Source organism: Desulfomicrobium aestuarii, assembly GCF_055385525.1.
Genome location: NZ_AP042427.1, coordinates 1073569 through 1087040, shown reverse-complemented (window position 1 = coordinate 1087040; position 13472 = coordinate 1073569). Strand labels below are relative to the sequence as shown.

The window sequence follows — 13472 nt, the reverse complement described above, 5'->3', positions numbered from 1 at the left end:
CGCCCAACCTGCGACACAACTACGTTGCCCAAAAGACGGCTCAGGTCAAGCTCGCACGGGGAAATATCCCGCGACGAACGCCCTGTCTCCTCCAACGCCGGGACAGGATTGCGCGGACCCGTCCTGCTCTCCGTCACGCCTCTGGACATCCTGAAAAAGGATGTGGACAGCCTAGGTAGGTACGGGTAAGGAACAAGGCTTGCGGCGCCCGTAACCCTGTCCAAGGAGCATACTCGATGGCACGATTCCTTCCCAATGAGGATCCCTTCACCCTGGAAGACCAGCTCAAGATCCTCGGCAACGACGAATTGCTCGATTTTTGGGAAGAAAGCCAGATGCTCGACAAGTACCTCGAAACCCCCGAACACGAGTGCCCGCCCTCGGCCCACTACGAAAACGCCATCCTGAACGAGCTCAGGCTGCGACACTCCATGGGCCGCATCTGACACCACCGCACGCAAGGCTCCCCACGGGGAGCCTTTTTTCTGTCCAAAGGCTCCCGAGGGCGCAAAAAAAGGCCGGAAAAACCGGCCTTTGTCGTCTGGAGCGGGAAACGAGATTTGAACTCGCGACTTCAACCTTGGCAAGGTTGCACTCTACCACTGAGTTACTCCCGCTGGTCTATGGAGGCGGCATCCAGATTTGAACTGGAGAATGGAGGTTTTGCAGACCTCTGCCTTACCACTTGGCTATGCCGCCGTCTTTCTCGTGGAGCGGGAAACGGGACTCGAACCCGCAACCCTCAGCTTGGAAGGCTGATGCTCTAGCCATTGAGCTACTCCCGCCCGCGAGGTCAATGCAGCTACTGCACGGTGCGCAGTACCGTCAAGCAAAAATAAGGAGTTAGCCCAAACCCAGGCCCGGCTCCATGATGCGTCCCGTAAGCGTCGTTTCGTACCCGCCCAGGGCCGAGATGCGGGCCTTGAAGGCCTCGGAGCGGATCAGTTCAAGGACCGTCTCGGTCTTCCAGTCGGCCAGCTCCGGCAGGAAGGCCAGATCGTAGCGCTCGCGGGCCAGGGGCACGAAATCCAGGCCCAGGGCCTTGGCCGCGGCGTAGATGCCCAGGCCGCAGGACGCCGTGCCGGTCAGGACGTTGACGGCAACGGCCATGTGCGTGAACTCCTCCTTGTCGTAGCCCTGCACCTGGCGCGGGTCGATGCCGGCCTGTTTCAGGTGGTAATCCAGGAGGATGCGCGTGCCGGCCCCGCGCTGGCGGTTGATGAAGCGCACGTCCGGCCTGGCCAGGTCCTGCACTCCCCGGATGCCCAGAGGGTTGCCCCTGGCCACGATGAGGCCCTGGTGGCGGATGGCCAGGTTGACGCACGACACGTCCAGGCCCGGCAGGTACTTGCGGAAGAAGGGGAAATTAAAATCCCCGCTCCCTTCATCGAAAAGGTGCGTCCCGGCCATAAGGGCCGAGCGGTTCTTCAGGGCCGTGAGGCCGCCCATGGAGCCGACGTGGCTGGAGGAGATGCGCACCGGCCTGGACAGGCCCATGAGCTCGTTGCCCAGGACGTCGACGATGTTGTCGTGGCTGCCGACGACCACGAGGGTCTGGTCCAGCTCGGCCTCGGGCACGAGAAGCTCGGCCCGGATCTGGCTCCCGGCCTCGGTCCCTTCGGAGTCCGTAGGGATGCGCGTCACGCCCTGGGCGCGGATGAGGGTCGTCAGCATGCCAGCGCCGCGGCCCAGGGGCGTGGCCACGTACTTCTCCCCCACCCGGCCGATGGCCAGACGGACCAGTTCCTCGGTGCCGAGCTTGGAGGGCACCTTGCGCGACAGTTCCGCCTCCACGACGGGGCGCGCCGGCACGGTCCTGCGGGACAGCCAGGACAAGAGCGGAATGAGCAGTTCCTCGAAACAGACCACGGCCGAGACCGGGTAGCCGGGCGCGCCGACCACGAGCTTGCCCTTGACGACGCCCAGGATGGACGGCTTGCCGGGCATGACGTCGATGCCGTGGACCAGGACTTGCCCGAGCCCGGCGATGATGGAACGCGAAAAATCCTTGGACCCGGCCGAGGACCCCGCCCCGACGACCACGACGTGGGCCGGTCCGTCCACGGCGGCCAGGACGGCCGCGGTCAGGGCCTCCTCGTTGTCGGGCACCGGGTTCACGCGGGTGAACAGGCAACCCTGGGCTGCGGCCAGGCCGGCGAAGACCTGGGAATTGCTCTCAATGACCTGGCCGGACTTCGGCGACGGGCGCAGGGTGAAGTCGAGGACCTCGTCGCCCGTGGGGATGAAATCCATGCGCAGCCGCTCCCAGACCGGCACCTCCCAGATGCCCGCGCTCAACAGGCCCCCCACGTCGTAGGGGGAGAGCGTCCGGTTCTGGGGCAGCAGCAGTTCCGTGGCCACGATGTCCTCTCCGATCCGGCGCACGTGCTGCATGGGGAAGACCGGAGTCTCTATCTCGATGGCCCCGTCGTCCTCGCGCACGACCTTCTCGATCATGAGCACCCCGTCCATGCCCTCAGGCAGCGGGTGGCCCGTGTTCACGGCCACGCAGTCGCTGCCCTTGGCCAGCCGCACGGGGCGGCCTTCGCGGGCCGTGAAGGTGGACTCAGCCCTCACGGCGTAGCCGTCCATGGCCGCGCTGTGGAAAGTCGGGGAGGAGCACACCGCGTACACGGGTGCCGACGTGACCCGGCCGCAGGCCTGGTGCGAAGGCACGGTCTCGGTGCGGACAAGGGTCTCCCGGTCCAGGGCTGCCATGGCCAGGGTCACGGCTTCGGCCACCGGCACCGTCTTCAGATAGATGTTTCGCTGTTTCATGAATCCCGCCGTGGTTAGAAAATCCAGACGTCCACGTCCCGTCCGGCCGTCAGGCCCTCCAGGGACGCGTCGAGACGCAACAGGCCGTCGGCGTCGAGCATGGTGCGCAGCAGTCCCGACTTGCCCAGGCGCGGCATGGCCGTGAGGCTGCCGTCGCGGTCCTCGAGCCTGACGCGGACATAGTCCTCCCGGCCGGGCTTGGAGGACAGGTTGGCACCGAGCACGGCCCGGCGCATGACCCGGCCCGACGGGTCGAAGGCCCCCTTCTCCCCGCCCAGGTGACGCAGCAGGGGCTGCCCGAAGACGAGCATGACAACCTGGGCCGAAGTCACCTGACCCGGCAGGCCCAAGACCGGCTTGCCCCCGACGCGGGCCAGGATGGTCGGCTTGCCGGGGCTTATGGACACGCCGTGGGCCAGTATTTCGGCGTCCTCGAAGGATTCGATGACCTCGATGGTCAGGTCGCGCGTGCCGATGGAGCTGCCGCCAGAGATGAAGACCGCGTCGTTCTCGGCCAGGCTCTCGGCCAGGGCCCGCCGCAGGTCCTCGCGCACGTCCGGGACCAGGCCGTGGTTGCGGGCCAGGGCCCCTGCCTGGCGGGCCAGGCAGGCCAGGGTATGGGAGTTGACGTCGCGCACCTGGCCGGGACGCGGCGCGGCGTCCACGGGTACAAGCTCGTCGCCCGTGGAGACGATGCCGCAGCTCGGCCGGCGAAAGACGCGCACGGAGGTCCGGCCCAGGGCGGCCAGCAGGCCCACGTCCTGGGGGCGAAGCCGCCGCCCGGCGGGCAGGGCCACGTCGCCGACGGCCACGTCCTCGCCCGCGAGCATGACGTTTTCGCCCGGGGTCACGGTCTTGCGGATTTCGACAGTGGTCTCGCCCAGCATCTGGGTGTGCTCGACCATGACCACGGCGTCGGCGCCGGGAGGCAGCGTGCCGCCCGTGGCGATGCCCATGCACTCGCCCGCACCCAGAGGATGGCTGACGATCTCGTCGATGGCCGCGCTGCGCATCAGCTCCAGGTAGCCGGGGTTGCCTTCGCTGGCGCCGAAGGTTTCGGCGGCGCGCACGGCGTAGCCGTCCATGCAGGAGCGGTCCACGGCCGGGATGTTTTCACCGGCAGGGACGTCGGCCGCCGGCACCCTGTCCAGACAGTCGTCCAAGGAGACGTCCTCGCTGCCGACGGCCGGGAAGGCGGACAGCAGCTCGCAGAACCGGGCCGGAGTGATGACCCGGAAGAAACCGTGATCCATGACCTACTCCGCCTTGAGGGACGAAAGCGTGTGATCGGGGTAGGCGTCGGCGTAGTACTGCACGTTGTCCCCGAAAAGTTCCCGGGCCTTGGACCTGGCGTAGGTCTCGACGTCGTGCTGCAGCTGCATGAACTGCCTGGCCAGCTGGCGTCCGACAGGGGTCAGCTCGTAGCGTTGCCCCTTGCCCTTGACCTTCTGCACCAGGGGCTTGCCGATGCTCTCCTCGGCGGCCTTGAGCTTGCCCCACGCCGCCCGGTAGGACATCTTCATCTCCGTGGCAGCCTGCCGCAGGGACCCGTACTCCTCGATCTTCTCCAGCAGCAGTGCCCGTCCGATGCCCAGAAAAATCTTCTCGTCACGCTCGAACCAGAGATGCAGACGCATGGTCAGGGGTTCGTTCGCCGCGGAATCGGTCATGTTCCCTCCCTCGGCTCTCGCCTCGTTTGGATAAAGTGTCGGAAATTCAACGGATAATTCCCTAATGCAAAGCAGGACGTAAAACAAGCATTGTGATGTGTCGTCAGACACGATACGAACGGACCCGTTCCTCACCCTTCATCAACGGAGACCGCTCATGCTCGAAGCCCGGAAAGCACAGGAATTGCTCGTCAAAAAGATCGCCGCCTGCAGGACTCGCGGATTTCTGCCCACGGAACTGCTCGACCTGGTCGAAAAGATCTATACGCGCCAGCTCGAATCCCGCGACCAGGCCAACGTGCCTGCCGCCGAAGCCATGGACGTCGCGGACGCCCTGCAGCAGTCCCAGGGGGCCCCTCTGGTGGAACGCAGCCGCTTCCCCTTCGACCGCGACCAGGCAGTGGCGCTCTTTCACGAATTCCTGGGGTACCTCCCGTCGAGCATCCCGGCACTGGCCGAGGCGGCCGCGATCATCTCCAAGGCCGTCGAGGACGGCAGGCTGGACCTCGACGCCGCCATGCAGGCCCACCTGAACGGCGACGAAGCCTGGTTCTCCGGCTGGGCCAAGGAAACGCCTTCCGCCCCGCGCGCCCTGCCCATGCTCGTGCAGGCGGCCATGACCCCCTCCCTGGAACGCGCCGCGCTGAATCTGGCCGCCAGGACCGACCTGACCAAGTCATGGCCCCACGGCCACTGTCCCGTGTGCGGAAGCATGCCCATCATGTCCGACCTGCGGGAAAAGGAAGGGTTCCGCTACAACATCTGCGGCTTCTGCCACGTCGAATACCATGCCGTGCGCCTGCAGTGTCCGTTCTGTCTGGAAAAGGACATGGCCAAGCTCGAATACTACGAGGCAAAGGAAGAGCCCGGGGTGCGCATCAACGCCTGCAAGAGCTGCAAGATGTACATCAAGCAGACGGACTTCCGGAACCTGGACCGCCGCGCCCTGCCCCTCCTGGACGATCTGGAGTCCCTGCCCCTGGACGTCGTGGCCAGGGACAAGAAGTACAAGCGCCCCACCCTCTCGGCCTGGGGGTTCTAGAGCCTCCAGATGTCCCGTTGCAAAGACTTCGTTCATGAACAGAAGCGGAACACGGGGTGCCGCGCGTTGAATGGTTCGCAATGGAGACCTGTCGCAAACGTCATTGCGAGGAGTCTTCGACGCGGCAATCCATCTTCGTTTTCTGCATGACGAAGCGGCATGAAAGGCATGGATTCCCACCTTCGCGGGAATCCATGCCTTATCTTCACGCGCTTTTACTCTTGCGAACCGCAACACCGCGCCATCCCGCCCGGGAGCGCGGCACACAAGGAAGGCCATGTACGGATTGGTGCTCGCCGGGGGGCAGTCCTCCCGGCTCGGACAGGACAAGACCCATGTGGTCCACGAAGGGAGAACCCTGCTGGTGCGTTCGGCGGAACTGCTGAGGCGGCACATGCCGGAGGTCTACATCTCCTGCCGGCACCCGGAGCGGGTCCCGGTGCCGTGGCCCGTCATCGTCGACGAGACGGAACGCATCGGTCCGGCCGGCGGGATCATGACGGCCCTCAAAAAGCTGGGCGGCCCGGTCTTCGCCCTGGCCTGCGACCTGCCCTTCATGGAGGACAGTTTCATCACCCGCCTGCTGGAAGCCCGGGAGGCGCGCCCCGCGGGGGCTCTCGTCACGGCCTGGCGCCTCATGGACTCGGACTTTTTCGAGAATCTCGTCGCCATCTACGAACCGGAGGCCCTGCCGCTCCTGGAGGCGGGGGTGCGCCAGGGGCTCTACAAGCTCGGCCGGCTCATCCCGGCCGAACATCGCCACTGTGTGAGCTATACGGAAGAGGAAAGACGATTCTTCTTCAACGTCAACTATCCCGACGACCTGCGGCTCCTGCAAACCTCTCCGGACCGCCCCTAGCGGGCCGCCCCGAAACGGCGGCCTGTCAGCGCCGCCTGAAGAGGAGCTTTCCCACACCCGGCACGTCGAGGCGCACGTCGCCGCCCTCCATGAGCCCCACGACCACGGCCCCGTCGCGGGTGTGCACCCGCAGGCCGCCGGGCTCCATCGACCAGGAAAAAGGCAGCACCTCGCCTTCGATCTCCCATTTCCCGCTCCCGTCCTCGGCCAGGGTCATGACCGCGGCGATCTCGCCTCCGGGCCCGTGATGCAGGGCCTCGTAGCGGCCGGCGAGCTCCGTCCGGTTCGAACAGGCCAGGCACAGCGCGAGCATCAGCCACACAATCTTCTTCATCACAGTCCAAGCTCCTCTGGTTTGACCATGAACAGGCGGTCCATGTGCACCAGCCGGTCGAAAAGGTAGACGTGGGCAGACATGCCGAGCCAGACGAGATCACGCAGCACCGTCCACCAGGAAATGGCCTCGCCCACGCTCTGGAAACAGCCGCAGTTGATGGGCGTGTCCTGGAGCAGGGCCACGATCACGGCCACGGTGAACATGGCCAGCATGCCGGAGATGATAAGGCTCGCGGCCCGCACCCGCACCCCGGCCAGCAGGAAGAGCCCGCTGATGAGTTCGAGCCACGGCATGAACACGGCCAGCGGGTTGAGCAGCCAGTGCGGCACGATGAGATAGCCGGCGATGTTGTCGGCGAACTCCGCCGGAAAGTTGATCTTGTGCAGGCTGGCGTAGATGAAGACCCCCGCCAGGTAGAGACGCAGGACCAGGGCCAGTCCGGGGTGGGTCAGCAGGTTCAGGATGCGCCGGTTCATTGCGTCCCTCCGTGCAGGTCGCGGGGCCGGACGTCCGTGACGATATAGACCCGTTCGTGATCGCGGCCCAGGAACCTGCGGGCGACCATGAGGTCGTAACGCCGGCTGACGCTGCGCCCGAAGACCACGATGGGGCGCTCCGGGTCCTCGGACGCCATCTGCATCATGTAGACCAGATCGAAGAGCTGCGCCGGGACGTTGACGGCACCGGGAGCGGTTTCCCGCTCGAAGAACTCGCGCGGCCGCGCGTCCACCAGAAGGGCGTCCTCGGCAGCCACGAGGGCCAGGGCCCTGTCCCTGGAGATGGATTCGACCTCGACTCCGGGAGGCTCGACCAGCGGGATGCCGCGGGGGTTCTGCGTGTTGAAGGCCAGGGACAGGCCGAGGCTCAGCAGCAGGATGAGCAGAAAATCGACGGCCCGGACGCGTTCGAGACTTTGGGCCTTGCTGTGAACCACCGCGGCGATGCGCCGGCCGGCGGCCTCGAGCACGCTGATGCGGTCCCGGGCGCGGGTCAGTTCGGCGATGGTGGCGCGCAGTTCCTCGTTCTGGCGGGCCAGGTCCTCGTTCAGGGCGCTGATGGTGGCGAAGGAATCGGCGTTCTTGAGATGCATGACGCCCTGGGACACGAAGGCCTGCAGCAGCTCGTCCTCTGCTTCCGTCGCCGGGTCGAGGCTTCGCCCCAGCAGCAGGAGGCCGTAGAGGTTTTCGCGCAGCATGAAGATGAAGGCGCGGTCCGGCGCAAAGCCGAGGGGCAGTTCCGACACTGCTTCGAGCCGTTCCACGGGCTCGGCCCGAAGGGGTTCGAGGTGCTTCTCGCGGGCCCCGGCCAGGCAGAGGAAGAAGAGACGATCGACCTCCGCCCCGGTCAGGCTGGGCGGCTCTCCCCCGCCTTTGGCGCTCGTCAGGGTGGCGCCCGTCCCCCGGTCATGGAGGATCAGAACCCCCCGGGGCCGGACGAAGTGGCCGAGGATGGTCAGCAGCAGGGAATCCATGACCTCGGCCATGTCCACGCGGATGATCTCCCGGGAGAGTTCGCGCAGGGCGCTCAGGTGGAAGATCTGGCGGTCGAGGGTGTCGTTGCGCTTGGTCAGTTCGGCGTTGAGCAGTTCGACGCGGGCGGCGAAGAGGGAGAAGCGCAGGCTGGTCTGGAATAGGGTGCCCAGGCTGGCCACGAGCTGGCGGTCGTTCTCGTCGTATGTCCGCCCGGCCAGGTTTGCCTCCAGGCCCAGGACGCCGTCCTTGCCTTCGTCCAGGGGGCAGACCAGCAGCAGTTCGCAGCGCCCGGGGCAGAGCTCGCCCTGCAGCGAAGGCACGAAATACGGCGCGTTGCGCTCACCTTCCAGGGCGTCGAGATGGCTGCGCAGCACCGCCGCGTATTCGGGGGTGAGATTTTTGGAAAGGCTGGAGTGGGCCAGAAGCTCGAACCCGCCCGCTCCGAGGATGGCCGCGAAGGAGCCTCGCGCCCCGACCCCGCCCTGGGCCGAGAGCGCGAAGGTTTCCAGAATCTTGTGCGGATACCTGACCCCGCTCAGCTCCGCGGCCGTGTCGGAGAGGATCCTGAACTGGTACCTGGCGCGGTCAATGTCGCCTTCCGGCCGGGAAGCGCCTGTCATGCCCTACCCCTTGTCGAGCAGGGCCTTGATCTGCTGGTAGAGGGCGTCGACGTCCTCGACGATGCCCAGATGGGTGTAGAGAATCTCGCCGCCGGGCCGGCAGACGATGGTGAAGGGCGTCAGGGGCTCGCCCAGCACCTTGTGCGCCGCGTAGTCCGGGTCGCTGACGATGGGGAACAGGTACTGGCCCGTGGCTGCCAGCTGCCGGACCTCGGCGTCGGTCCCGCCGGCGGCCAGGGCGAACATGGCCACGCGGTCCTTGGTCTTGCCCTTGTTCAGCCGGCTGAAAAGGGACTTGAAGCCCGGCGACTGCTTGACGCACTGGGGGCAATAGACGCCGATGACCTCGATGAACACGAGGTCGGCCTGCAGGTCGGCCAAGGAGAAGGAGGTCTTGCCCTGCACCCCGAGCATCTCCTGGCCGGCCTGGTCCTGGGGCACGGGCAGGGTCAGGGCGGGCATGGTCTGACCGGCTTCCGGCGGGGCGGCCAGTGCGGCGGCAGGCGTCAGGGACAGCAGCAGGCAGAAGATCAGGCGGATGAAGACGGTCATGTTCCCTCCTTTCGGTTGACGGGGCCGGGCGCGCTAGGCGCAGGCCTGGTCCAGGGTGTCGAAGATCTGCACCATGCGGCTCAGGCCGACGATGCCGAAGACCTTGCGGAAATTCTCGGAAAGCCCGGCCATGACGATCTCCATGCCGTCCTTCTCGCTCTCCAGGACCAACTGGGTCAGGATGGCGATCCCAGCGCCGTTGACCGAGGTGTTGGGGTCGAAATGCAGCACCATGCGGCCGGTCCCCGCCTCCCTGGCCTTGGCGTAGGCCTCGCGCAGGTAGGGTTCGCTGTGGGAACTTACGCTGCCCTGGATCTCGACCACCAGAGCCCGGCCCTGCGGTCTGGTACGGACCTCGTTCTGCCGGCTCTTGGCCAGCTTGAGGCGCTCGCGGGCGCGGGTCAGGCCCTGCTCCAGGCTCTGGCGCTGGATGGGCTTGTTGATGAAGTCCGCAGCGTCGAGGTTCAGGGCCTGGATGGCCAGATCCATGTCGCCGTGGCCCGTGATGACGATGACCTCCGTGGCCGGCGACCTTCGCTTGATCTCCTGCAGGACCTGGATGCCGTCCATGCCCGGCATCTTGATGTCCGTCAGGACAATGTCCGGCCGCTCCCGTTCGAAGACATCGAGACCCTCCTCGCCCGATTCCGCCGTCAGGATGTCGAAACCGTAGACGTCCAGGAAGAGCCGGAACATTTTGAGGGTCGCCTTCTCGTCGTCGATAACCAGGATTTTTTCTTGGGTCATTCGGGTATCCTGCTGGTTTGGGCCGGGAGCTGCTGCGGCCGGCCTGCGTTGGATTCGGGTGCCTGAAGTCCCTCGGCGCACGGGAAGCTGAGCACGAACGTCGTACCCTCTCCCGGCCGGCTGTCAATGGTGATGGTGCCGCCGTAGTCGCGGACGATGCCGTAGGTGATGGCCAGCCCGAGCCCCATGCCCTTGCCGGTCTGCTTGGTGGTGAAGAAGGGCTCGAAGATCTTGTTGCGCACCGTGTCCTCGATGCCCGGCCCGTTGTCCGAGAAGGACGCGTAGACCCTGCCGTCGCGGGCGTAGGTCCGCACGAGGATGTCGCCCCACATGCCGGGTTCGGACTCCATCTTCTCCTGGATGGCGTCGCGCGCGTTGTTGAGCAGGTTGAAGAAGACCTGCTGCAGGCGATTGTTGTGTCCCTTGATGACGGGCAGGTCGTCGCCGAGTTCCAGGCGGATGGTGATGCGCTGGATGGAGAACTGGCGGCCGATGATGGACAGCACTCCACGGATGGGCTCGTTCATGTCCACCCGCTCCATGACCAGGCCCGATTTCTTGCCGAAGGCGCGGAGGTTGTTGATGATGTCCGTGGCCCGGTCCACCTGCTGGCTGATCTCCGTGGCCATGTCCCGGATCTGGGTCACGCTGACCTCGCGGTTCTGCTCGATGAGCAGGTTCAGGTACTCGCTGCCCATCTTGATGGCATTGAGGGGCTGGTTGATCTCGTGGGCGATGCCGGCGCTCATCTCGCCCAGGGTCTTCATCTTGGCCGCCTGCACGAGTTGGGCGTCCTTCTCCATCATCTCGGTGATGTCCGTCACGGCCACGATCATGGCCCGCTTGCCGCCGTAGCCGATGGGGCAGGCGTGCATATTGACGTAGAAGGGCCGGTCCCCCTTCTTGTAGTGCAGGACCTTCGGGTAATAGACACAGCCGCTGTTGGACTGGCCGTCCTCCAGATAGGACAGGCACTCCTTGACCTGCTCGTGCCCGAGCCTGGTGAAGGACAGGCCCAGGAGCTCGTCCTTGGCGTACTCGTACAGCTCCTCGGTGCGCGGGTTGGCGTCGAGGATGAGTTCCGTGTCGCAATCCACGACGAAGATGGGGTCGGGGCCGGAGTCGAAGAGGGAGCGGTACTTCATCTCCGACTCCTGCAGGCGCTTGCGGTAGAGTCGGATGGACCAGACCATGCTCATGAAGGAGTCGGCCAGCTGGATGACCTCGTCGCCCTCGCGCTTGCGGTAGAAGAGGCACGTGGCGCAGACCTGGCCCGTCTTGCCCTCGGCCTTGCGCGACTTGCGGCCCTGCTCGTCGAAATGCCAGCACGGCATGTTCGTGTCCTTGTAGGCCGGACAGTTGGTCACGGCCCAGTCCAGGCCCTCGCCCAGATCCAGATGCACGTCGAAATTGCCGCGGCTCAGTTCGTCGGAGATGTTGGTCAGCCGCGAGATGGGGCTCGTGATGTAGCGCGAGATGCGGTGGCTAACGTAGAAGATGATGACGATGACCGCCGAGATGAAGCCCAGGAACATGAAGCGGAGCTTGGCCACCAGCTTGTCGATGTGCTCCTTGCTCAGCCCCACGTGCACGGTGCCGATGCGGTACAGGCCCTCGTTCATGGGCACGGCGATGTCGTAGGACGTCAGGGCCCCGACGGCCACGAGGCGCACGCTGTGCACGCTGCCCTCGGCGATGGGGTTGGCGGTGCTCAGGGGCTCCGGGAACGGCACGGTGAAGGTGTGGGACAAAACCTGCCCGCCCCGGTCCAGGACGAAGATGTAGTTGATGAGGTGCTGGCGTTCCCGCAGACGCGCCTCGTCGAAAATGAGGTTCAGCAGTTCGGGGTAGTTCTTGTCCAGGACCAGCCCGCCGCCGCGCTCGGCGATGGAGTGGGCCACGGCCACGCCGCGCTGCTCCAGTTCCTTGGTCAGCCCGGAGATGAGGATCCAGCGGGCCAGCAGGGCGATGGTCACGCTGATGATGAGGATGACGGCCAGGATGGAGACGAAGATCTTGTTCTTCAGGGAGATGCGCGCATAGGGCTTCATGGCCGGCCCTCCCCGCGGAGCTCTGCCCAGTTGTCGAGCAGGAGGAAGCGGCCGTCGTGCAGGCGGGTGAAGTAGACCTTGTCCATGCCCTGATGGTCAACGGGCCCGAAGGACAGCGTCACGTCCCCGCCCAGGGAGAAGTCCGTCATGGAGGCGATGGCGGCCTGGAACGACTCCCTCGTCAGGTCGCGGCCCGCCCTCCTGAGCCCTTCCACCAGCACCTTGGCGTTGATGTAGCCCTCGAAGCCCACGAAGTTCGGCTCCTCGCCTGGGTAGTGCTCATCCAGCAGCCGCACGAACTCGACGGCGCTCTCGGCCACGGTGCCGTCGCGGCGGATGGGCGGCGGCACGACCTGCGACATGACCACGTTGACGCCGTTGGTTTCGGTCTGCAGCAGGTTCCTGGACAGCTCCTTGGCGCCGACAAAGGACACCATGTAGAAAATGGGGGAAAACTCGCTCTCCAGGGACTTGCGGATGAAATTCGCACACGGGTCCGACGTGCCGATCATGACCACGGCCTCGGCCCCGGATTCGCGGATGCGCTCCAGGCCCTCGCGGATGTCGTGGGTGCCGCGCACGTAGCTGCCCCTGGCCACGGGTTCGAGTCCGAAACGCTTCAGGGCCAGCTCCGTGCCGGTCAGGCCGTCGAAGCCGAAGGCGTCATACTGGTAGAAGACGGCGATGCGCGTGAGCTTGAGGTCCTGCACCATGTGCTCCACCGCCGCGCTGGTCTCCTGGTAGTACGAAGCCCGCACGTTGATGAGGTAGGGCATGAAGGGCTCGCGCAGAGCGTTGGCACCGGTGAACATGCCCAAAAGCGGCACCTGGGCCTCCTCCACCAGGGGCAGGGTTTTGACCGTCGTCGGAGTGCCGACGTAGCAAAACAGGCCGAAGACCTTGTCCTCGATGAGGAAGCGCTGGGTGTTGTCCAGGCATTTGGGGGGATCGTAGGAGTCATCGCGGGTGATGACGCGGATGTTCCGTCCGTGCACGCCGCCCTGTTCGTTGACGTGCTTGATGTAGCTCATGGCGCCGCGCAGGGTCTCCTGGCCGAGGTAGGCCGCATGGCCCTGCAGCGGCAGGGAGGAGCCGAAGGACACCTCCGTGTCGGTCACGCCCGACGCCACCTGCGCCAGCGGGATCTGCACCTCGGCCTCCTGGCATGACGCGAGGACGAGGACGCACAGGACGAGCAATGCGATGTGAAGCCGATGTCGCACGAGAGCCTCCTGGTGAAAAACGATTCGTGCCTGAAACCGACTACCCGAAAAGTATGACATGCGCCACTGCGTGAAGGACGGTTGCGCTGGGGGCCCAAAAGCACTAATCTGTGCCAAAGCA

Annotated in this window: 13 protein-coding genes and 3 tRNA genes; 3 read left to right on the top strand and 13 right to left on the bottom strand. The window is 65.6% G+C overall.

What is annotated here, in order from left to right:
• Window positions 1-236: 236 nt before the first annotated feature.
• On the top strand, window positions 237-446 hold the full coding sequence (locus tag ACZ5AC_RS05040) for a hypothetical protein (RefSeq protein WP_028578577.1): 210 nt from the start codon (window positions 237-239) through the stop codon (window positions 444-446).
• A 96-nt stretch (window positions 447-542) separates the two neighbouring features.
• Here the strand turns inward: ACZ5AC_RS05040 and ACZ5AC_RS05035 are convergent.
• The 6 genes from ACZ5AC_RS05035 to ACZ5AC_RS05010 all read right to left on the bottom strand — a co-directional run bounded on the left by ACZ5AC_RS05035 (window position 543) and on the right by ACZ5AC_RS05010 (window position 4448).
• Window positions 543-617: transfer RNA gene (locus ACZ5AC_RS05035), tRNA-Gly, on the bottom strand.
• A 7-nt stretch (window positions 618-624) separates the two neighbouring features.
• Window positions 625-699: transfer RNA gene (locus tag ACZ5AC_RS05030), tRNA-Cys, on the bottom strand.
• Between the two features lie 10 nt (window positions 700-709).
• Window positions 710-785 (bottom strand) — tRNA-Gly (locus ACZ5AC_RS05025).
• 58 nt (window positions 786-843) lie between these two features.
• Entirely contained in the window at window positions 844-2778 is a 1935-nt protein-coding gene (locus ACZ5AC_RS05020; protein WP_464249862.1) for a molybdopterin biosynthesis protein, read from the bottom strand.
• Window positions 2779-2792: 14 nt separating this feature from the next.
• A complete protein-coding gene (locus ACZ5AC_RS05015; protein ID WP_464249861.1) occupies window positions 2793-4031 on the bottom strand; it encodes a molybdopterin molybdotransferase MoeA in 1239 nt (412 codons plus the stop codon).
• Between the two features lie 3 nt (window positions 4032-4034).
• Complete coding sequence (locus tag ACZ5AC_RS05010) at window positions 4035-4448, bottom strand: winged helix-turn-helix domain-containing protein (RefSeq protein ID WP_464249860.1); 414 nt, start codon at window positions 4446-4448, stop codon at window positions 4035-4037.
• Window positions 4449-4605: 157 nt separating this feature from the next.
• On the opposite strand from ACZ5AC_RS05010, the gene ACZ5AC_RS05005 reads away from it, so the two are divergent.
• Both ACZ5AC_RS05005 and ACZ5AC_RS05000 read left to right on the top strand, forming a co-directional pair.
• The gene (locus ACZ5AC_RS05005; RefSeq protein ID WP_464249859.1) at window positions 4606-5490 is read left to right on the top strand and encodes a formate dehydrogenase accessory protein FdhE; all 885 of its coding nucleotides are present in this window, start codon (window positions 4606-4608) and stop codon (window positions 5488-5490) included.
• 277 nt (window positions 5491-5767) lie between these two features.
• Window positions 5768-6349, top strand: coding sequence for a molybdenum cofactor guanylyltransferase (locus tag ACZ5AC_RS05000; RefSeq protein ID WP_464249858.1), 582 nt, complete (start codon window positions 5768-5770; stop codon window positions 6347-6349).
• 25 nt (window positions 6350-6374) lie between these two features.
• Here the strand turns inward: ACZ5AC_RS05000 and ACZ5AC_RS04995 are convergent, their stop codons facing one another.
• From ACZ5AC_RS04995 to ACZ5AC_RS04965, 7 genes are read right to left on the bottom strand one after another with little or no spacing between them, the layout of a single operon-like run.
• Window positions 6375-6683: a hypothetical protein gene (locus ACZ5AC_RS04995; RefSeq protein ID WP_464249857.1), complete on the bottom strand. Its 309-nt coding sequence runs from the start codon at window positions 6681-6683 to the stop codon at window positions 6375-6377.
• Window positions 6683-7162 carry a MauE/DoxX family redox-associated membrane protein gene (locus ACZ5AC_RS04990; RefSeq protein WP_464249856.1) on the bottom strand — a complete coding sequence of 160 codons (480 nt, stop codon included), beginning with the start codon at window positions 7160-7162 and terminating at the stop codon, window positions 6683-6685. The genes ACZ5AC_RS04995 and ACZ5AC_RS04990 overlap by 1 nt, the downstream gene beginning before the upstream one ends.
• A complete protein-coding gene (locus tag ACZ5AC_RS04985; RefSeq protein WP_464249855.1) occupies window positions 7159-8778 on the bottom strand; it encodes a rhodanese-like domain-containing protein in 1620 nt (539 codons plus the stop codon). Before ACZ5AC_RS04985 ends, ACZ5AC_RS04990 begins: the two co-directional genes overlap by 4 nt.
• 3 nt (window positions 8779-8781) lie before the next feature.
• Window positions 8782-9330 (bottom strand): peroxiredoxin family protein, encoded by a 549-nt coding sequence (locus ACZ5AC_RS04980; RefSeq protein ID WP_464249854.1) that lies wholly within the window; start codon window positions 9328-9330, stop codon window positions 8782-8784.
• A 33-nt stretch (window positions 9331-9363) separates the two neighbouring features.
• Complete coding sequence (locus ACZ5AC_RS04975) at window positions 9364-10077, bottom strand: STAS domain-containing protein (protein ID WP_464249853.1); 714 nt, start codon at window positions 10075-10077, stop codon at window positions 9364-9366.
• A complete protein-coding gene (locus ACZ5AC_RS04970; RefSeq protein WP_464249852.1) occupies window positions 10074-12128 on the bottom strand; it encodes an ATP-binding protein in 2055 nt (684 codons plus the stop codon). Before ACZ5AC_RS04970 ends, ACZ5AC_RS04975 begins: the two co-directional genes overlap by 4 nt.
• A complete protein-coding gene (locus tag ACZ5AC_RS04965) occupies window positions 12125-13351 on the bottom strand; it encodes an ABC transporter substrate-binding protein (protein WP_464249851.1) in 1227 nt (408 codons plus the stop codon). Before ACZ5AC_RS04965 ends, ACZ5AC_RS04970 begins: the two co-directional genes overlap by 4 nt.
• Window positions 13352-13472 lie beyond the last annotated feature (121 nt).

Coding starts and splice junctions, on each gene's coding strand:
- ACZ5AC_RS05000 (WP_464249858.1), top strand. CDS start 5,768: ATGTACGGATTGGTGCTCGCCGGGGGGCAGTCCTCCCGGCTCGGACAG.
- ACZ5AC_RS05010 (WP_464249860.1), bottom strand. CDS start 4,448: ATGACCGATTCCGCGGCGAACGAACCCCTGACCATGCGTCTGCATCTC.
- ACZ5AC_RS04990 (WP_464249856.1), bottom strand. CDS start 7,162: ATGAACCGGCGCATCCTGAACCTGCTGACCCACCCCGGACTGGCCCTG.
- ACZ5AC_RS04980 (WP_464249854.1), bottom strand. CDS start 9,330: ATGACCGTCTTCATCCGCCTGATCTTCTGCCTGCTGCTGTCCCTGACG.
- ACZ5AC_RS05020 (WP_464249862.1), bottom strand. CDS start 2,778: ATGAAACAGCGAAACATCTATCTGAAGACGGTGCCGGTGGCCGAAGCC.
- ACZ5AC_RS04985 (WP_464249855.1), bottom strand. CDS start 8,778: ATGACAGGCGCTTCCCGGCCGGAAGGCGACATTGACCGCGCCAGGTAC.
- ACZ5AC_RS04970 (WP_464249852.1), bottom strand. CDS start 12,128: ATGAAGCCCTATGCGCGCATCTCCCTGAAGAACAAGATCTTCGTCTCC.
- ACZ5AC_RS05015 (WP_464249861.1), bottom strand. CDS start 4,031: ATGGATCACGGTTTCTTCCGGGTCATCACTCCGGCCCGGTTCTGCGAG.
- ACZ5AC_RS05005 (WP_464249859.1), top strand. CDS start 4,606: ATGCTCGAAGCCCGGAAAGCACAGGAATTGCTCGTCAAAAAGATCGCC.
- ACZ5AC_RS04995 (WP_464249857.1), bottom strand. CDS start 6,683: ATGAAGAAGATTGTGTGGCTGATGCTCGCGCTGTGCCTGGCCTGTTCG.
- ACZ5AC_RS04975 (WP_464249853.1), bottom strand. CDS start 10,077: ATGACCCAAGAAAAAATCCTGGTTATCGACGACGAGAAGGCGACCCTC.
- ACZ5AC_RS05040 (WP_028578577.1), top strand. CDS start 237: ATGGCACGATTCCTTCCCAATGAGGATCCCTTCACCCTGGAAGACCAG.